This is a genomic window from Streptomyces sp. DSM 41931, assembly GCF_050271085.1.
In the GTDB taxonomy this organism is placed as follows: domain Bacteria; phylum Actinomycetota; class Actinomycetes; order Streptomycetales; family Streptomycetaceae; genus Streptomyces; species Streptomyces albogriseolus.
The window spans coordinates 310,404-329,097 of sequence record NZ_CP189903.1 but is presented as its reverse complement, the minus strand read 5'-3'; the positions used below and the strand labels follow the sequence as shown (position 1 = coordinate 329,097).

Below are 18,694 nucleotides of genomic sequence, written 5' to 3'. Positions count from 1 at the left end.
CGCTCGTCATCGAGGACCGCGTAGGCGCTCCGGTCTGGGACGTCCACCTTGCACCTCAGAGCGAGGCAGACGGGTGGCAGGCTCAGTCCGCGTCGGTGGTTACATCTTGAGCCAGTAGGGCTGTGCCCCACCCGGTACCCCGGGTGGCAACGGTCAGGCGCCGACGTGCAGATAGGCGGCCCACAGGGAGGGGATCCGGTTCCGGTCAAGTTGCGCGGGGAGGTCGTGACCGTCGCGCAGGGCACGTACGGCTTGGTGGAGGGACCAGGCCGCGCGGCTGGTGTCGATGGTGCCGGTCGGGGTGCGCAGGTGGGTGTAGAAGGCGTCGGCGACGGTGACGGCAGTCCGGTCGTCGATCTCCCACAGGGTGCCCACCACGTGGGGAAATCCGGCGAGTTGGAAGGCGGAGGTCAGGTGGATGGCCTCGTCGATCAGGCCAGCGGTGTCGATGCTTGCGGTGCGGCAGGCCGACAGGTAGGCCAACTGCGTGCGGTCGAGGCGGACAGGGGCGAGGCTCGCGACGGTGAGCGGATCGATTTCGTGGTCGTGGAGCAGCAGCCGACTCCGGGACGGGTCGACGGGGTGGCTGGCACCATGGCAGGCGAAGTGCGCGATCGTGCAGTCGGGCAGAAGGTCCAGGACCGCGGTCTTGGTAGGCGCGTTCTCGGGCAGGCCGGGCGAGGAGGCGGCGTCGGGTTCGCGTAGCAGCACCGTGCGCCGCAGGTGGCGTTGGACCAACTCGGCCTCGGTGTCGACGTGGCGCAGGCGGCCATGGCCGGGAAGACCGGGTGTGGTGGGCATCGCGACAATGAGCCCCTGGGGCGGCACGTCCGGGTCATGCGTCTGGCGGCGAAGGTATTGGCGGGCGTGGCGGAGGGCGCGGACCGTGGGAGTGTAGGAGGAGACGACCCGGTCCATGACTGTGCGGCGGTTCGGGTCGTCAGCGGGGTCGGTGTGGTAGCCGGCAGCGTGTAGCGGCATCAGTCCCAGTAGTCCGCCCGGTGCCCACCACACCCGCGGCCAGTCGGCCCCCTCGGTCGGTTGCTGGCGGTAACCCAGAGCGTCGAGAACTGGCTCGGTCACGGCGTCCCACAGCCACTGCAGGGTCCCGGTCAGGACGTTCTGCGCCTGCTGTCGTTGCTCCCTGTGTTCTCCTGCGGTGGCAGTGTTCAGCGCCCGGCGGAAGGCGTTGACACGCTCGACCAGGGTCTTGGCGGTGAGCTCGGGCAGTCCAAGATGGGTGATGCCCTCGTGGGTGAGGAGCAGGGCGTCGCCGCGGTCGCGGCCGATGGTGAACACTACTACGGGGCCATGGGCGGCTTCGGCGAGAAGTTCTTCGGTTGTGGGCGGAAGAGCGAAAGACGTGAACCCGTCGAGCGCGCGGATCTCGGTCAGGGTCTGGGCGAAGTCGCGGGCTAGCCGGTGCCGGTCGCGCCCGCTGCTCTCCTCTCGCATCCCGGCAGCGTCGCTGTCCTCACCCCCGGGAGGAACAAGAAGCGACAGGTTGTGAGGCTGGTCGAGCTGGTCGCGCAACTGGACGAACCGTGCGGCCAGATGAGGATGCCGCTGGTGCAGTTCGGTGAGGTCGCTGCGCGTGTCCAGCGCCTGGCTGTACAGGACCGCCCGCCCGGCCTCCAGCAGCCGAAGTGCCCGAGCCGCTCGTTCCTGTGAGTGTGTGCGGGGGTCCGCCAGGGCCAGTGTTGCCGCTTCCCCGGCCAGGCCGGCAAACCGGCCGAGCGCGTACTGCTGGTCCTCCCGTCCGATCTGCCGGGAAGCCACTTCGGGCAGCAACCGCACCGCAGCCTCCGCCGCGTCCGCCGCCTTGCCGACGTCCACCCCTGCGGCCAGCGCGGCTGCGGCCCGGGCGGCGTCGATGCGGTCCGACGGCGCCCCTGTGGCCGGCTCCCACGCTCCGGTGTAAGCGGACACCGCTTCATCCAGGTCCCTCTTCTCACCGGTGTGCCTGTGCCGGGCCTCCAGTGCGACGCCGAGCTCGTACAGGCCGCGCGCTCGCTCTGAGTCCTCGGCGGAGAGGGTCGTCAGAGCGCTACGACAGGATGTGACCGCTTCCTCAAGGTCCGCCCCGTTCCCGGTTCGCTTGAACCTGACGCGCAGTGCAATGCCCAGGTTGAGGAGGCACCTCGATCGGTCGCGGATGTCCATGGAAAGGGTCAGCGCCATCCGCCAGGTGGTGATCGCGTCATCCAGGTCCGCCCTGTGCCCAGCGTGGCTGTATCGGAGCCTCAGCGCGGCCCCGAGGTTGAGCAGGTATCTCGCTTGTGCGGGGTGGTCGGCGGGTGTGGCGTTGACAGCGGTCCGAAGATGCACGACGGCCTCCTCCAGATCCACCGTGCTCCCGGTACGTTGGAACCTGGTGAACAGGACAGTCCCCAGGTCGCTGAGGCGATCCGCCTGTCCGGGGTGGTCGGCGGGCGTGGCGTTGACAGCGGTCCGAAGATGCACGACGGCCTCCTCCAGATCCGCCATGCCCCCGGCACGTTGGAACCTGCGCCACAGTGCGCCCCCCAGGTTGGCCGAGAGCATGGGACGCTCGGCATCGTCGGTGGGGACGGCCGCCAGGGCTTCCCGGTGGAAGGTGATCGCCGTGTCCAGGTCCGCTTCGCTCCCGGTGTGTTCAAATCTGGCCATCAGCGCGTTTGCCAGGACGCTCCGGTGGCTCGCCCGGTGGGGGTGATCGGCGGGGGTGGCTTCCACAGCGGCCCGAAGGCGACCGACGGCCTCGTCGAGATCCGCCTGCCCGCCAGCGTGTTCGTAGCGGGTCCGCAGTGTGGCCCCAAGGTTGGCCAGGACGTCCGAGTGGCCGGGATCGTCGGGGGAGACGGACTCAGATGCCTCTCGCCCGATGGTGATGGCTTCGTCCAGGTCCGCCCGGCTCCCGGTGCGCAGGAACCGGGCCCGTAGCGCGGCTGCCAGGTTGGCCAGGTGTCTCGTTCGGGCGGCGGCGTCCGCGGGGAGGGCCGACAGCGCCTCTCGGGCAGTGGAGATGGCTTCGTCCAGATCCGCCCGGTTTCCGGTGCGCTCGTACCTGGCGTGCAGCGCAAAGCCCAGACCATTGAGAGAAGTCGCTCGTCCGGGGTCGTCGGCGGGGGTGGTCTCGACAGCGGTCCGGAGACGAACAATGGATTCGTCCAGATCCGCCCGGTCTCCGGTACGTGCGGATCTGGTCCACAGCGCGGTTCCGAGGTCGGCCAGAGCGGCTGGGCGGTCCGGGGAGTCGGCCGGGGTGGCGTCCACCGCCACCCGAAGGTGTTCGACAGCCTCGTCCAGGTCCGCACACTCCCCGCCGCGCCGGAACCGGGCCCACAGCGCGAGTCCCAGGTTGTGCGAATACCTGGCGGGCGGGGCGGTCCTGGCGTCCACCGCCGCCCGGAGGTGGGCGGCGGCCGACTCCAGATCCGCCCGGCTCCCGGTGCGCTCCCCCCGCGTACGCAGGGCGGTCCCGAGGCTGGCCAGGAGCTCCGGGCGGTCCGGGGAGTCGGCCGGGGTGGCGTCCACCGCCACCCGAAGGTGTTCGACGGCCTCGTCCAGGTCCGCCAGGTCCGCCAGGTCCGCGGTGAGCTTACCCCGCATCCACAGGGTGAGCCCCAAGCTGCCCAGGTACTCAGGCCTGTCGGGGCCGGTGCTCGCCAGGACCCGGAACAGACCGATGGCTTCCTCCAGGTCTGCTCGTTCACCGGTGTGCGGGAACCGGGCCCGTAGCATCACCCCCAGATTGGCCAGGTGTTGCCGACGGTCGGAGTGGTCGTCGGGTACGGCGCGAAGTGCCTGTCTGCTGCGTGCGACGGCCTCGTCCAGGTCCGCCCGGCTTCCCGTGCGCCCTCCTCGACGCAGCAGGGCGAGGCTCAGGTTACCCAGATACGCCGGGCGATTGGGATGTTCGGCGGGAACAGCCCCTACGATGCGCTCCCACACGTCCACAGCGGCTGAGAGGAGGGCCGGATCGGTCGAGGTGTTTGTCCGGTGGGACATCGCGGTCGCGTGTGGTGCCGCGGCCTCGGCGATCATCGGCAGCGCTGTTTCGGGTAGGCCTTCCACTACGCCCGCAAGGAAACAGTGGGCGAACGCCTCGATGGCGACCGTGAAGGTCGCTTCGTTGTCGGCATCAGCCTTCGCCAAGAACCGGTAGAACTGAAGCCAGCCGAGCCCGTACCAAGCGCGTAGGTCATCTGCGTTCCCAGAGCTGGCCTGCAGGAGTTCGGCGAGCCGCACCGCTTCGGTGTGCGCCTGTGGATCCCGTGCCGGGGCCAGGTCACGGGTATCGATGATCCGCTGCACCCGGGCCCCGATCGCAGCCAGAAGTTCCTCACGCACCACGTGCCCCCACCGTCACGTCACCATCCCTGTGACCTGACGCCTAGTCATGTCACGCCCAGAGTACGCAGCGTACGCTTTCCGTTACAGCAATCCGGTCTCCGAGCAGGGGTGTTCGGCCGGTTTGAGCCAAGGCGTGACGGAAGGGAGATTCGTGATCGACGAGCACCGGGACACGGCGGAGCGGCTGGCAGTGGTGTGCGCGCATCTCGAGGAGATCCGCGAGGACCTGCGTCGAGGTCACAGTGGCGGAGAAGACCTGGTGGACGAGGTGCTGGTCACTGCGCGGGCGGGCGGGGACATCACCGATCGGCTGGCCGTGCTACACGCGGTCCTCCAGGCCGGCGGTGATGCGCACGGGCTGGACGGCTACGGCGACTCCGGCCCGGGAACCCGCGGCCTGCGGCCTGTCGGCATCAGCGACCGGCCGGGCGAACAACTGTACTTGTGCCCGGGCAGCCGGTGCGCACGCTACTGGTGGCCCCAACCCGCCACCGACGTGCCTCATTGCGCGGTCAGCGGCACCGCTCTGCGCCGGGAACGGTTGTGACCCGGTGGGCGGCCTGCTGACGGAGCTGGGCAAGAAACTCGCTGAACGGTGGGTGTCCCTGCTGGTCCTGCCCGGCGCGCTCTACCTCGCTGTCGCCGCGTCCTCCCGCGCCCTCGGCCACACCCACCCCTTCGATCTGTCCCGTCTCACCGACCAGATCACCACCTGGGCCAACCACCCCGCCACGGGCAAGGCAGGCGGCCAGGTGGTGCTGCTGGCCGCCGTGCTGGCCGGGGCTGCTGCCGTCGGTCTCGCCGCCCAGGCTCTCGGGTCGCTGACCGAACGGCTCTGGCTGGCCGCGGACTGGCCCGCCTGGCCGCCTCCCGCCCGTCAGCTCGCCGCCTGGCACACCGCCCGACGCCGCCGCCGCTGGGCCACTGCCGCCCGCACCTGGCACCAGCACCGCGAAGGCGCCGCGAAGGCCCTGGCACGCGGCCGGCGGGTCGACCCCGCCACCCGGCACGCAGCCGAACACGCCATGACCCGTATCGCCCTGGAGGAACCCGCCCGCCCCACCTGGAGTGGTGACCGCCTCAACGCGGCGGCCCTACGTCTGGACCGCGACCACGGCATCGACCTGGCCGCCATATGGCCCCACCTGTGGCTCAGCCTGCCCGAGGAGATCCGCACCGAGGTCACCTCCGCCCGCCAGTCCCTCACCCGCGCCACCGCCCTGGCCGCCTGGGCCCTGCTCTACCTCTCTCTCACCGCCTGGTGGTGGCCCGCTGCCCTCATCACCCTCGCCCTCGCCCTCACCGCCCGCATCCGTACCCGCGCCGCCACCGACACCTACGCACTCCTCCTGGAAGCCACCACCCGCGTCCACGCCCGCGACCTCACCGACCGCCTCGGCCTTGACCCCACCGGCCCACTCGCCCCCGGCATCGGCGACGCCCTCAGCCGCTGCCTCACCCCCACCCCACCTCCACCCCCGCCATCAGCCACGGAGTGACTTCCGGCGACCCCGGCACGGACCAACCCCCTGTCCAGAACCGGTCACCACTGGACAGGTGGAGCCCGGCCCCGAGATCTGCAGAACCATGGTCGGCACTGAGATTGATCAACACTCTGGCCTTCTGGGACACACGCTCGCCGCCCTGCGGCCCACCGGACTGGCTGCAGGGCGAAACTGGAGATCTTCGCCCAGCAGCCCTGCGGCCCACCGGACTGGCTGCAGGGCGAAACTGGAGATCTTCGCCCAGCTCACAGCCTTCGTGGCCGGGCACTTCGTCGCCCACGAAATCGCGCAGGCCGCAGCCGCGCAGTCCCCTAACCAAGCCACAACCGAAGCCCGCTACCTCGCCGCCGTCGCCGCGGACGGCCACCGCCCGGACCTCGCCGAGACCCTCTCCGCCCTCCAGCCGCGGGGCCACTGTCACGCGATGACTCCACTGCGTGTGGCAAGGGCGCGCAGTTCCGTCGTCGTGGGGCCAGAGACCAGCAGGGTGGAGATGAGCGCCTTCGTCGCCGGGCGGGCTTGGGTTTCCTGGGAGTGCAGCGCTCGGCCTGCAGCAGAGTGCGGATGCAGTCGCTGCGGCGACCGAGCCGGTCGTAGGTGACGACAATGTCGCTCAAGGCTCGAGAGCGGCGTTCGACGCTGGGCAGCTCCTTGAGCGAGATGGAACGGGCGGCGGCGAGCGCTGCCATTCGTGGTCGAGGCGACCGTCCAGACCCTCTGGAGACGGCGGCCCTCGATGGTGTCGTGCGGAATGCGGAGGCAGACCATCCCGGACGCCTTCGCAATGTAGATCGACGCGACCCGCGCGACCGTTCCGTCGTCGTGGTCCTCTCCAGGCTCCTCCATGATGCACCCTCTGTTGCAGTCGTGTGGGCGGGCTGCCCTGGGAGCCTTACTGCCTGTTCTCTATCCGTTCGCGTGGTCGGACAGGTTCGAACGGGGGCCTGGTTCGGGTGAGTTGTCCGGGGCCGGTGCATGAAGGAAGGGCCTCTTGGTAGCTCGCGGATGTCGAGTCCAGCGAAAACCAAGAGGCCCTGTTGTCGAAGTGTCGCGTGGTCGCGGTCGCCGAGTCCAGTTTGTCCACTCGTGGGTGTGACTGCCTCGCCCACAGGTTCGGGAACGCTGTCGACCGGCCGCAGCGCCGGCCCCGATACGGCTCGGACATGAGCGATGCCGAGTGGGCCGTGGTGAAGGATCTGCTTCCGGTTCCGGGCTGGCTTTCGGGTCGTGGCGGGCGTCCGGAGGGCTACTGCCACCGGCAGATGATCGACGCAGTGCGCTACCTCGTCGACAACGGCATCAAGTGGCGGGCGATGCCGGCGGACTTCCCGCCCTGGCCGCGCGTCCATGCCTTCTTCGCCCGCTGGCGGGACACGGGACTGGTCACCGAGCTGCACGACCGGCTGCGGGAAGCCGTCCGCGCTGGCGAAGGCCGCAGCACCGAGCCGAGCGCGGGGGTTGTGGACTCGCAGTCGGTGAAGGCGGATGCCACCGTCGTCTTCGGCTCACGGGGCTTCGACGCGGGCAAGAAGATCAACGGCCGCAAGCGGCACCTGCTCACCGACACGCTCGGACTTCTCCTGGCAGTGCTGGTCACACCGGCGTCCGTGACCGACCGGGACGGCGCCCGGACACTCCTTCCGGGAGCGGTCGGCAGTTTTCGGCGGCTGGCGCGGGTCTGGGCCGACGGCGGCTACACAGGCCACCTCACCGACTGGACCGCCCAGCATCTCGGGCTCGTCCTCGACATCGTCCGCCGCAGACAGGACGTCCGCGGCTTCCAGCCACTGCCCCGCCGCTGGGTCGTCGAACGGTCCTTCGCCTGGTTTCTGCGCAGCCGACGCCTGGTCCGGGACTACGAACGACGCACCGACACGAGCGAAGCCGTCATCCGCTGGTCGATGATCGCCCTCATGAACCGCCGCCTGGCCGCACAGCCTCATCAGTGCGCTGTTCTGCCGGCAGGGTGAACCTTCCGGGCTTCGTCTCCACCAGCCAGCCCCGTTCCACCAGCCTCTTCAACCGTGCTCTCGCGCCCTCGACGCGTGAGGCGGAGGCGCTGTCCCAGCCGAGCACCACGGCCGCCCGCCGGGCACCCAGCCCGTCGTTCCCGGCCTCGGCCGCGGCTGCCATCACCGCTTGGTAGTCCACCGACAGGTCTTCGACCCCGGCCGCGTTCTGGCGGTGCGGCACCGCACGGCGCGGGCCCACCGGCTTCCTCGGCGACGGGCCAACGACCGTCTCGGCCGGCTGTTCCTCCTCGGCGAGCGCTTCCAGATACTGCTCGAGGCCGATCGTCCGAAGCTTGAGAACCTCCTCGGCCTCCACCAAGTCCGCCCGCACGCGCTCCAGTTCGGCTTCGAGTTCCTCCACCCGCACGGCAGCGGTCTTCCGCCGCGTTTCCAGGACCGCCCGCATCGACGGCATCCGCCACCCCCAGGCCGACTCGATCAGCAACGAGTCGAGACTCCCGCCACAGCCGGAATCTCATGCCTGACCAGCGGAATCCGCACACAGCATTCGGAAAGCGAACGGCCTCTTACTGGCCCTAACAAAGCCTCTGGACGTGCCGGTGGGTGATCAGGCAGACGGCGAGTCCGAGGAAGGCCTCGTGGATGTCGTCGCGTCGTTCCCACCGGATGCGTAGGCGGCGGAAGCCATGCAGCCAGGAGATCGTCCGTTCGACGACCCAGCGGAAGGTGCCCAGACCGGTACCGTGCGGCTGGCCACGCTCGGCGATCACCGGGCGGATCCCGCGCTGCCGCAGAAGCCGGCGGTACTTGTCGTGGTCGTAGCCGCGGTCCGCGAAGAGCATGTCGGGCCGCCTGCGCGGCCGGCCCACGGCTCCCGCCACTGGCGGGATCTTGTCCAGCAGCGGCAGGAGTTGGGTGACGTCGTTGCGGTTTCCGCCGGTCAGCGACACCGCGAGCGGGATGCCCTGGCCGTCGGTGATGATGTGGTGCTTGCTGCCCGGCCGTGCGCGGTCGACCGGGCTGGGTCCGCTTTTGGGCCCCTGCGTGCGGCCCGGACGTGGGATGAGTCGATCACCGCCCGGGACCAGTCCAGCTGGTTCTTCGACCGCAGCTTGTTCAGCAGCAGCTGGTGCAGCTTCTCCCAGACTCCGGCCTCGTTCCAGGCCGCCAGACGCCGCCAGCACGTCATGCCCGAGCCGAAGCCGAGCTCCTGGGGCAGGTACTCCCACTGAATGCCGGTGTGGAGGACGAACAGGATCCCGCACAACGCTTGGCGGTCGGGCACCCGCGGCCGGCCTTCTACCTGCTTCGGCGGCGGCTCGGGCAGCAACGGCTCGATGAGCGACCACAGTTCGTCCGACACGATCCACGGCCGCGACTGACGCTTCCCCATGACCACATCAACGAACGATCAAGCAGACAGTCACATGATCAAACAGCTTTTGTTAGAGCCAGTAAGACATCCCACACAGTGAGGCGGTGCGGAACTGTGACAGTGAGTGCTCGCCTGTGATGATTGAGCGTGCATGACGCGGACACGCCTGTGGGAAAGGCACTTCGGGGCTGTCGGCGTTGGTCATCGAGGATGTGGCGGACGGCGGCGAGATGGTCCGGGTTTCGGCTCGGCCCCGGGATGTTCCCGTTCCTCGTGCGGTGCGCGGGGTGACAGGGAGGGTCCACGGATATCACTGAGGTTGATCCCCGGGAGTGGACACCGGGATTTCATGCGGCAAGTGAGAGAGTGCGTGATGCGATCAGACGCTGTTCGAACTCGACTGGTGCGAGGTAGCCGAACGCGGAGTGCCGAGGGCGTCGGCTGAGACACTGCGCACATGGGTCCGCAAGGACACTTGGGCGAACGGGTCGGCCGTCCGGGGAGGGAGTGGCCCGGAGAGTCAGGCTGATGAGCTGGCCCGGCTGAGGGCCGAGAACGCCAGGCTGCTGAAGGCTGTGAAGGAGTGGCAGTTGGAGCGCGAGATCCTGCGCCGGGCGGCCGCGTATTTCGCCAGGGAGGTGAAGTGAAGACCCGCCGCTGAAACTTCATCTCCGACCAGCGCGCCGATCTCAGTGTCAAGCGGCTGTGCCGGGCCCTGAGGTCTTCCGCTGCGGCTACTACCGGCACCAGCCACCAAAGAGGGCCGCGTCGAACGCCAGGCCCGCGAGGCGGCTGCAGTCGCCGAGCTGCGCGCCCCCAGGAGCCCTTTCACATAGGACCTCTAACGAGCTCGTGCACGTAGGCGGTGAGACGTCGAGCCTGGATGGTTGATCATGGTCGGGTGGTGGGGGACTCGACGCGTGCGGTGATCATCAGCAATCGGCGGATCACGGGCCTGACTGCCGAGTGATTGCTGAACTCGTTAAGCAAATCGGCCCGTTGTGGCAGGAACGTCACCAGGCGAGGCTTGCCGCTCGATCGCGTAAGCGGGCCGTGGGCGCCGGCGCGAAGCACCGGCTGGTGTTCGTCGACCGGCTCCTGGCCACGCTCGTCCATCTTCGTCATGGGGTCACCCATGACGTGCTGGCCTGCTGGTTCGGAGTGGACCGCTCCACCATCGCCCGGGCCGTCGGTGAGGTTCGGCCCCTGCTCGCCGAGAGAGGGTGCACCGTCAGCCCCGACATGCGGCTGCGGTCTCTGGCCGAGGTCATCGACCATCTCGGCTCGAGCGGGACGACCGGCATCGTCGACGGCACCGAGATCCGGGTTCGCCGCCCGGCCGCCGGACGCAAGGACCGCGACAAGTGCATCTCCGGCAAGAACAAGCAGGACGCCGTCAAGTCCATGGTCGTCACAGACGGCGAAGGCCGTGTGCTCTGGTGCAGCCCAGCACGGCCCGCAAGCTGCGCGGACATCACCCACGCCCGCCAGTTAGGACTGGTCAGGCTCCTGGCCGACGGGCCCGCGGTCGAGATCCTCGCCGATGCCGGCTACCAGGGCCTGGGCGCCCAGACCGGCGGCCGGGTGGTGACACCACCGCACCGCAAGTTCAAGAAGAAGGCCCCCGACTGGTACGAGGAGATACACGAACGACAGCGCAAGGCGCACTCCTCACGCCGTATCCGTGTCGAGCACGGCATCGCCCATCTGAAGAACTGGCGGGCACTGGCCCGTCATCTCGGCCGCCGCGAGCATATGAGCGACACCATCCAAGCGTCGCTGGCCTGCTGTCCCACCAGCAGACCGTGGACCTGAAGCCGACACGGCAGACGTGAACCCAGGTCACACCGAAGTTCCTGACGTCTCACCGCCTACCGTGCACGAGCTCGTTAGCCGAGCGTGCCACGAACCGCGTCGCACCCTGCCATCATCAGGCCGTGACAGAGACACAGGCAGCGTTATACGCCGCAGCGGTCGGTGCACTCTCTGCGCTTGTAGTGGGGTGCATAGCTGGTTGGGTAGTACTCCGCCAGGTAGCGAAGACCGCAGAGGCCCAACGCAAGCAAGCTGCCTGGCAGCTTCGCAGCGAAGATTACGCCAACTTCATCCGTGTCATGTTCGCTTCCGCGCAGCCATAGGCCGTGCATGCAACGGTCCCGCAAATCAGCGCGGACTACGCGAACGGGGTGCGCGTCCTCTACGTGGACCTCTCCAACGTCGCAGCAACACTCAGTACGCGCATCGCCGCAGACTCCACGATGAATGCCATGCTCGGCTTGGTGAACTGCGCCTACGCGCTGCACTCAAGAGTCACCGACCGCAGAGATCTGCACCTACCCTCAGGCGACGCCATGATGCAGCGATTACTTGAAGAATTAGAAGATGCGGAATTCGCTGTACGTAACGCCTTCCGCGACGATCTATGGGGAGGGAAACCCCTGCAACGCAACAGGCCCGCGGGACCCCCACCGATCCGTAGCGCCGCCAGCCGCACGGGACTGTAGCGGCGGCCGCCATGCTCCTCGTCACCACCGCCACCCGCTTCCGGCAGGTCCGCAACCAGCTCTGGCAGCACACCCGCAAGACGCTCTCCCGAGCGGGCCTGCCCGGCTTCTGCGACGAAGTTGCCGCAGAGGAAGCCGCCCGCCCCACGATCACTCACCGCGTCACTGACGCGGTCCCCTTTCTCGTCGGCGACCGGCGCCGGACCTGCTCGGGTTCCGGACTCACCGTCGGAGACCGCTACTCAGCGGCGGCGACGGCATGGGTGGCGCGGGCGCGCCGGTGCCCGAGGGCATCGGCGGAGCCAGGGACTGGGATCTTGGGGGTCGTGCTCCGCCATCCCGTCGCGGGTGCCGTGCACGCGGAGAACAACTTCGCCTTCCTTGTTGCGCACGTCCCGCAGGTGGACGAAGAAGTGCTCGTAGAGATCGACGTAGCGCTTGACGGCGGTCTGCACGGGCAAATTGAGGTTCATGGCTGCTGCCTTACCGTCTAGGGTTAGTCACCGGTTCGTGGAAACCCATTGACCATCAGGTTCCTCGCGCGGTCGGCCGCATCGGTCCAACCTGCGGTCAGAAAGCCGGGGCGGGCAGGGTTGGTGAGGGGTGACGGTCCGGCCGACAGGCCGGACCGGGAGTGGCTGTACTGCGTGATGCACTTTCTCCTTGGCGGTTAGCCCCCACCCATCAAGTCCCAGAGAACTTTGATGGGCCACAGGCTGAGGCTCGGCTGGACCCCCGAGCCCGGCGGGGCGTCGGTAAGAGCGGGAGCGGAGCGGTTTACTGGAGGCACCTGTTGAGGCAGCCTCAGGGGTGCCCGAGTCGTGGCCGCATTGGTTCTGTCTTCGAGTTTCACGTTCATGGCGACGATCCAGTGTTCGTGTCTTTCGACGTTGTCGACGCCGGTGCCGGCATTGCAGCGGCGGGGCCTACTTGCCCCACAGCTCCTCTAGATCGGGGAACCTGTCCAGAGGAATGATCGGCGGCGGGAGGAAGTCGTCGAACGGATCCGGGAGGACCAGGCGACTCGCTGCGACGCCGGACAGGCCGTCCCCATGGCGGGGGGTAGCCCCGCGCCTCGTGACAGGTGCGGCCTGTGGCGGCAGGTGAGGTGCCGGTCCCGAGGCCAGGTGTTGCTGTTTCTGTGACTGTGTCATGAGGGTCTCACCCTCCTGAGCTTTCGGCCGTGACAGCCGGAGGTCGGATCACTTGAAGATGCTGATGATGTCGTCGATCACCTGCCCGATGTGGGAGCCGACCTCCGCGGCGCTCGTCGACGGGACGACGCCGTGCGGGTCGTTGGAGCTGTGGGTGAAGGTGGCGGCCCGGGGGACCGGGCGCGCCTGAAGCGGCAACGCGAGGGGAGCTGAATGTGTCTGCCTCCGTTGCGGTGTGGAGTTTCCGATGTGGACGGTCATGGCGCTGCTTCCTCACATGGTGCAGTGGTGTACGGGGGTCGGGTAGGTCGAGAGCGCCTCAGAGCGAGGCGTAGCACATTGCCCTGGCCATGCCAGGGAGTCGCGCGCAGCGCGACAGGCGGGACGAGGTAGAAGTCTGCATTCCGTCTGTGCCCTCCGGCTCCCTCACCTGTCCCGCCAGGTTGTCCCGGGAAACAGGCGGGGCCAGAGTCGGTGGTGTGGCCCGCGGAGTCCGCGGAGCAAGGCTATTCTGCTTGTCGTTCATCGCTTCCTCCTGAGGGAGAGGCGGACGCGCCGGTCCGGTCGATTCAGTCGAGGAAGATCCGGGGACCCGCCAGCACCACCGGGATCACCGCACTCACGTCGACCGTGAACATGAGGGTGACGCGGGAGCGCTGATTGTTCTCGGGGTCGAAGAAGGTGATCTTCACGAGCTGGCAGTCGGCGTCGCTACGGCAGTAAGGACTCTTTTCGACCGAAATGCCGTCGAGGGCGTAGAAGCGGTCCTCGGGGCCAGGGACGTACTTGGCGGACAAGAGGCCTTCGCTGATCTGGCCGCCGATCAGGAAGGCGTTGGTCGCGGCGTAGTTCAGGGCGCGGTCAGGGGAGCTCTGGCCGAGGTTGAGGAACTGGTAGTACATCTTGTCGAGGAGGCTCCGGATCGTCTTCTTGACGGTGACGGCGTCGATGGTGACGTTGCGCTCCTCGGTGTCCTCCGCGACCTGTTCGTAGATCGAACTGACCAGTTGGCCTTCGTTCCAGGTGTATACGGCACGGGCGTCTACGGTAAGGACCGGGAGGTAGTCGCCCGAGAAGGTCTGCACAGTACGGTCCGTGAGGACGCCGGGTATGGAGACTCGAGATACATAGGCAGGGTCGTCGACGTTCTTCACCTGGCCCACGATGGCCTCACGGAACAGGCGATAGACACGGTTCACCGGAGGGAGGGCCAGCCGGTTGATGATCGTCGCGAGCTCGCCGGGGCGCTGCACTGTCTTCTTCAGTTCCTCGAGATCCCAGACGGGGTCGTCCGGGTTGTCCGGGTAGGAGTCCATACCGACCGAGGGCTGGGCTTCCAAGGCGTAGGCGTTGGTCCCTTCCAACTGCATCGTCCAGGTCAGGTCGGCGTTCGCCGACGGGTTCATGACGAGGTAGTCGTACAGCTGGTTCGGGTTGTACGGGTCGGCTGGCAGTTCCACCGGCACGCCGTCCTGGCCCACGTACGAGGCGGCGGGCATCAACTGCCGGAAACCATCCCGTATAGCCTCGGTCCGGAAGTCGTAGCCAATGGTGCCGATGGCGTACACCAGAGGGCGTTGGCTGTTCTGGTGGCATGGACAGTGCGCGGGGTCAGTCCCGCCGCAGGAGGGGACGACGCCCGCCAAGGCCGTATCAGGGGTGATTGCTTCACGTCCGCCGGAACCTCCGTACGTCCCGGCAGCTCCTGTGGCCCCGGATACCGGGTCTGAAGAGGGGGCACCGGAAGGGGCGCGTGCGGCAGAAAGGCTGTAACGAGCCCCGGGGTGCGGAGTGTTGTGTCCAGGTTCAGATGCCATCGGCTGTACCGACGCACCAATATCCGGTGCCACCGGCTGTGCGATTGCCGGCTGCACGACAGGACGGGGAGCCGACGTGGCCGCGGCGGGGTCCTCGTCCGGAGGAATGGGAGGTGGGGACGCCGGGCTCTGCCGCGCAGGATCGGTGTCGGGACCTGGCCACGGGGCGCCGTCTGTCCCAGGCACGGTGGTGGCAGAGGCACCTTCTGTGGGGCTCATGTCGTGGCTGGCCATCAGGATTGCTCCCTTGCTCGAATTGAGGTCTGTCAATGATTCCGACGTGTCGGCTACCGGCGCGGTGGCCGTGGCGGCTTGCGCTGTTTCGGCAATCAGGCGGAAGGCTTGCGCCGCGTCGAGTCGGCCCGCCAACTGCCGACGGCACTCTGGGGCGTCGTCGGGCCCGCAGGGGGTGTACGAGGCGGCCTTGAGCACGGCCTGCCCCGCGGCAAGCGGATCGATCTCACCGCGGTCCCGGAGCTGGGCGGCCATCAGCAAAGCGGCCACTCCTGTCACTAGGGGCGTCGCGAAGCTGCTACCAGTCATCGGGGCGAACCCCCCGGAGGGGGTGGCTCCGACAATGTCCTGGCCAGGGGCGAGCACGGCGTTCGACTGGTAGACGTCGCCCCAGTTGTTGCTTTCCAGCGGCTCACCGTCCGGGCCTGCGGCGCCGACTCCCAGTACGGATTGGGCGGCGGCTGGGACATGTAGGCAGTCGCAACCGTCGTTGCCCACGGCCGCCACGACAAGAACGCCGTATTTCTGGCACAGCTCCAGGGCATGGTCCAGGAGCAGGTCCGCCTTGCCATCCTTGGAGCGTTCGCCGCCACTGATGTTGACTATGTGCGCGCCCTCGTCAACGGCTCGCTCGATCGCGCGCGCCAGGTCCAGCTGGGATACCCGATTGCCTCGGCCTTCCCGGAACACTGGGAGGATCAAACCCCGACACCGCGGCGCCAGCCCTGTCACGGAGTGGCCGTGCTGCGCGAACAGCAGGCTCGTCACGTGGGTGCCGTGAACAGACATCGGGCCAGGTCCGGCCTCTTCCCCTACGAGGGTGTCCAGCCGGTGCAGATCGGCTCCGGCAAAGCAGGGGTGTGACAGATCCACCGGACCGTCGATCACGGCAACACGGACCTCCGCGTCTCCGGCCGTCCAGTGCGATGGCAGACCCGACAGTATCGAGCGGGGATGCACAGGCGTCTCCCTCCGGCGAAGCTGCCGCTCCATGTCCAGACTGTGGCCGGACCACGATGGTCCGCACCGCCCGTCTGATGTTCAACACCTTCGCTGGCCGGCGTCACTCACCCGTCAGCCACACGTGCGAGGTCTGCCCGTGGCGCGTTTCAGACGCGTTGTGGGACCGCTGCAACGCTGTCGCATTCCTGTACACAGCACGAAAGCAGCGGGTGCAGATCGCGGCAGGCATCGCTGAATATGCGGCAACCGGGCGAGGCGGGCATATTGGGGAGCGTGTCCGGAAGCGGAGTGGCGCTACAGCTCCTCAACACCTTCGCCGTTACCCATGACGGCGTGAGGTGTTCCTTGCCGTTTTCCTCGCAGCGGCTGTTCGCCTACCTCGCTCTCCACGACCATCATGTGCAGCGGGCCGGAGCCGCCGAGCAGCTGTGGCCCGACTGCCAGCCGCAGCGTGCATCGGGCAACCTGCGGTCCGCCCTGTGCCACGCCCGACACGTCGGCCACGGCATGACAATCGACAGCACCGACCAGACGCTAGCGCTTTCCCCCACGGTGGAAGTCGACCTGCACCAGGTGTCACACACGGCCCGCGGGGTGGCCGCCGGCGCCCGCATAGCCCCCGAAGCGGCTCCTGGGCTCGTCACGGACCTGCGCGGAGAGTTGCTCCCCACATGGACCGAGGACTGGCTGCTCCTCGAGCGCGAACGCTGGGACCAATTACGGCTCCACGCCCTGGAGAAGCTGGCCCAGCAACTGACCGGCGAACAGCGTTACGTTGCAGCTCTCCACGCCGCGTTCGCCGCCGTCGCCATAGATCCGCTGAGGGAGACGGCTCACCGCCTGATCATGGAAGTGCACATAGCGGAAGGGAACGTGGCCAGCGCCCTCAAGTGCTACCAGGAGTACAGGAAGCTTCTCGCTGCGGAACTGCATATCCATCCCTCTCCTCGCATGAGACGGCTGGTGCAGGACCTGATTCCGAGATGACTTCGACGGCCGGTATTGCCCAGATCGGCTTCGTGATCACACGGCCGTCCGGCACGCGGACAAAATGCTCGTCTTGCCAATCGTGCACAGGCGGTCAGCGGATGTTTGAGTGCCGCCCGGGTGATGAAGAAACCACGGCTTGCGTGGGCGGCAGCCGTTCCTCGTGCCTTCCCGCACCCTGAAGAAGGCAGGCGGTGCGACTCCGTCAGTCCAGCGCCGCAATAGTTGACTGATCATCCGATAGAGGGCGATCAGCGTCCGCTGGTCGACGGTGTCGACAAGATCTCCCGCTGAGTCGCGTCCCGTAGCAGCGAATGAGCTCCTGAAGTAAGCCGGGCCCGTGAGGGATGAGCAGGCTCTCAGCGCCAGGGCACATTGCCGAAACGCACGTCTTCGGCGGTCAGGACATGGTGAGCGAAGGCGGCATAACTGGATGGATTTCTCACTGCCTTGTCAGGACTCAGCGAGCTGTAGGCAGTCTCCCACTCCGCAGCGCCGTCCGGGTTCTCACCGACGAAATGAACGGTCTCATGTATGACGATCGCCGCTCGCAACAGGTCGCCTGCCCCATCGATGCCGGGTTCACCAATCGTGTCGAAGGGCCGGTAAGCAGGACTGAACCGTGTGTAGACGTTCTTCAAGGTGTAAGCCCGGGTGTAGCGCGGGCGAGTAAGGTCCGCCACCGCCTGGGCCTTGGATACTCGCGCAAAACTGGCCGTGCCGTTCACCAATCGGTCAGCCACGGAGTCGAAAGTGGCCAGGATCATCGAAATGGACGATTCGAGTCCGTCTGGGTGGTTGTGCGCGTGGAAGTGGGTGAGCAGTGCACCGTCCGTGAGATGCCATTGCGTGTCGTGGGTCCTGCTGCCCAGATCAGCCTGATAGGCAAGCAGTGCCGTCCGGGCGGCGTTCACCCAGGTGAGAGCGCGTGCGATGTCTCCGTTCAGCATCGTCTGGAACTGGGTAGCGGGCATGGTCGGCCGGTCGAAATCCCAGATCCGCTCTTTACCGCTGACGGGATCCCACTCCAGTACTCTGTCGCCGCCGAGGTAGTGGAGCAGACGGCCCGCAGATATCTCGCCGCTCCACGAGTCCTCCATCGCGAGTTCAGGGAAGGGGTCGACGTCCTCGCCCTCCAGTGACCGGTCATAGCGGTAGATGTAGACACCGCCGTCGGTCTCGTCCCAGAAGAGCAACAGGTCTCCGCCCAGATACAGCAGTTGGTACCCGCTCCGGATCGTGACCCAGGTGACGCCGGTCACCATGACGGGGAGCGGGTCGGTGGTGGTCCGGGAACGGTCGTAGAGCCACACGCGGGCGCGACCGGTGGCCGGTTGCCAGTCCAGAACGCGGTCGTGGTCGAGGTAGATCAGTTTGTGGCCGCTACCGATCGTCGAGAACGACGAATGGTTGACTTTTGTAGGAATCGGATCGCCGCTGGTAATGCCCCGGTGGTAGCGATAGATGCGCACGCCCTTGGTCACAAGGTTGAGGTCCAGCACGTTTCCCTCGTGCCAGTTGCCGGGGCTGTCGGCAAGATGGACCACAGTATGTCCGGAACGGATGGTCTGGAAGGCCCCGCTTGTTCGAGCGTCAGGTTGGTACGGGTCTCCCGTCTGCCCCGGGGACGCCTTTGCGACCCAAACGTTGTATTGGCCGCTCTGCTCCACCCAATCGAGCAGTTCGCCGCCCTTCGCACCGCCGAGAGGGATGAGGTGGTGGGTGCTCCCCGGGACGTTCTTGATCGTTGTCCACGTATGCTCATTGAGCAAGGTTTTGAGTGGATCGTTCATTTGGGATCCTTCATGAACGCTCGGCGGTCCTCAGGGAAGCGCCGCCTTAGTCTC

12 protein-coding genes and 1 pseudogene are annotated in these 18,694 nt (G+C 67.5%); 7 read left to right on the top strand and 6 right to left on the bottom strand.

What is annotated here, in order from left to right; all coding sequences use genetic code 11:
• Positions 1–153 precede the first annotated feature (153 nt).
• Positions 154–4,335, bottom strand: coding sequence for a CHAT domain-containing protein (locus ACP7TJ_RS33260; RefSeq protein ID WP_427767858.1), 4,182 nt, complete (start codon positions 4,333–4,335; stop codon positions 154–156).
• A 151-nt stretch (positions 4,336–4,486) separates the two neighbouring features.
• On the opposite strand from ACP7TJ_RS33260, the gene ACP7TJ_RS33255 reads away from it, so the two are divergent.
• The 3 genes from ACP7TJ_RS33255 to ACP7TJ_RS33245 all read left to right on the top strand — a co-directional run bounded on the left by ACP7TJ_RS33255 (position 4,487) and on the right by ACP7TJ_RS33245 (position 7,810).
• Positions 4,487–4,882 (top strand): hypothetical protein, encoded by a 396-nt coding sequence (locus tag ACP7TJ_RS33255; protein ID WP_387624800.1) that lies wholly within the window; start codon positions 4,487–4,489, stop codon positions 4,880–4,882.
• Positions 4,883–4,886: 4 nt separating this feature from the next.
• Positions 4,887–5,834 (top strand): hypothetical protein, encoded by a 948-nt coding sequence (locus tag ACP7TJ_RS33250; protein WP_387624803.1) that lies wholly within the window; start codon positions 4,887–4,889, stop codon positions 5,832–5,834.
• Between the two features lie 1,169 nt (positions 5,835–7,003).
• The gene (locus ACP7TJ_RS33245) at positions 7,004–7,810 is read left to right on the top strand and encodes an IS5 family transposase (protein ID WP_427767856.1); all 807 of its coding nucleotides are present in this window, start codon (positions 7,004–7,006) and stop codon (positions 7,808–7,810) included.
• Here the strand turns inward: ACP7TJ_RS33245 and ACP7TJ_RS33240 are convergent.
• Both ACP7TJ_RS33240 and ACP7TJ_RS33235 read right to left on the bottom strand, forming a co-directional pair.
• Positions 7,752–8,258 (bottom strand): hypothetical protein, encoded by a 507-nt coding sequence (locus tag ACP7TJ_RS33240; protein WP_387624815.1) that lies wholly within the window; start codon positions 8,256–8,258, stop codon positions 7,752–7,754. The two genes, ACP7TJ_RS33245 and ACP7TJ_RS33240, sit on opposite strands and share 59 nt — an antisense overlap.
• Before the next feature lie 130 nt (positions 8,259–8,388).
• Positions 8,389–9,206 (bottom strand): IS5 family transposase gene (locus ACP7TJ_RS33235; RefSeq protein ID WP_427767226.1). Its coding sequence is split into 2 segments (ribosomal slippage): positions 8,389–8,855 and positions 8,855–9,206, totalling 819 coding nucleotides; the frame shifts between segments, so codons are not numbered across the junction.
• A gap of 419 nt (positions 9,207–9,625) precedes the next feature.
• Between ACP7TJ_RS33235 and ACP7TJ_RS33230 the strand changes: the two are divergent.
• The 3 genes and pseudogenes from ACP7TJ_RS33230 to ACP7TJ_RS33220 form a co-directional block, all read left to right on the top strand.
• Positions 9,626–10,003 (top strand): annotated as a pseudogene (locus ACP7TJ_RS33230) (IS3-like element ISRhosp1 family transposase); the annotation flags it as partial.
• 238 nt (positions 10,004–10,241) lie between these two features.
• Positions 10,242–11,003 carry a transposase family protein gene (locus ACP7TJ_RS33225; RefSeq protein WP_427767854.1) on the top strand — a complete coding sequence of 254 codons (762 nt, stop codon included), beginning with the start codon at positions 10,242–10,244 and terminating at the stop codon, positions 11,001–11,003.
• 700 nt (positions 11,004–11,703) lie between these two features.
• Positions 11,704–12,186: a hypothetical protein gene (locus ACP7TJ_RS33220; RefSeq protein WP_427767852.1), complete on the top strand. Its 483-nt coding sequence runs from the start codon at positions 11,704–11,706 to the stop codon at positions 12,184–12,186.
• Between the two features lie 708 nt (positions 12,187–12,894).
• Here the strand turns inward: ACP7TJ_RS33220 and ACP7TJ_RS33215 are convergent.
• Together ACP7TJ_RS33215 and ACP7TJ_RS33210 are read right to left on the bottom strand one after the other, a co-directional pair.
• The gene (locus ACP7TJ_RS33215) at positions 12,895–13,044 is read right to left on the bottom strand and encodes a hypothetical protein (protein ID WP_427767850.1); all 150 of its coding nucleotides are present in this window, start codon (positions 13,042–13,044) and stop codon (positions 12,895–12,897) included.
• 371 nt (positions 13,045–13,415) lie between these two features.
• The gene (locus ACP7TJ_RS33210; protein ID WP_427767848.1) at positions 13,416–15,890 is read right to left on the bottom strand and encodes a S8 family serine peptidase; all 2,475 of its coding nucleotides are present in this window, start codon (positions 15,888–15,890) and stop codon (positions 13,416–13,418) included.
• 243 nt (positions 15,891–16,133) lie between these two features.
• On the opposite strand from ACP7TJ_RS33210, the gene ACP7TJ_RS33205 reads away from it, so the two are divergent.
• The gene (locus ACP7TJ_RS33205; RefSeq protein ID WP_427767846.1) at positions 16,134–16,847 is read left to right on the top strand and encodes an AfsR/SARP family transcriptional regulator; all 714 of its coding nucleotides are present in this window, start codon (positions 16,134–16,136) and stop codon (positions 16,845–16,847) included.
• A 359-nt stretch (positions 16,848–17,206) separates the two neighbouring features.
• Here ACP7TJ_RS33205 and ACP7TJ_RS33200 read toward each other — a convergent pair whose 3' ends face one another.
• Positions 17,207–18,640 (bottom strand): hypothetical protein, encoded by a 1,434-nt coding sequence (locus ACP7TJ_RS33200; RefSeq protein WP_427767844.1) that lies wholly within the window; start codon positions 18,638–18,640, stop codon positions 17,207–17,209.
• Positions 18,641–18,694 lie beyond the last annotated feature (54 nt).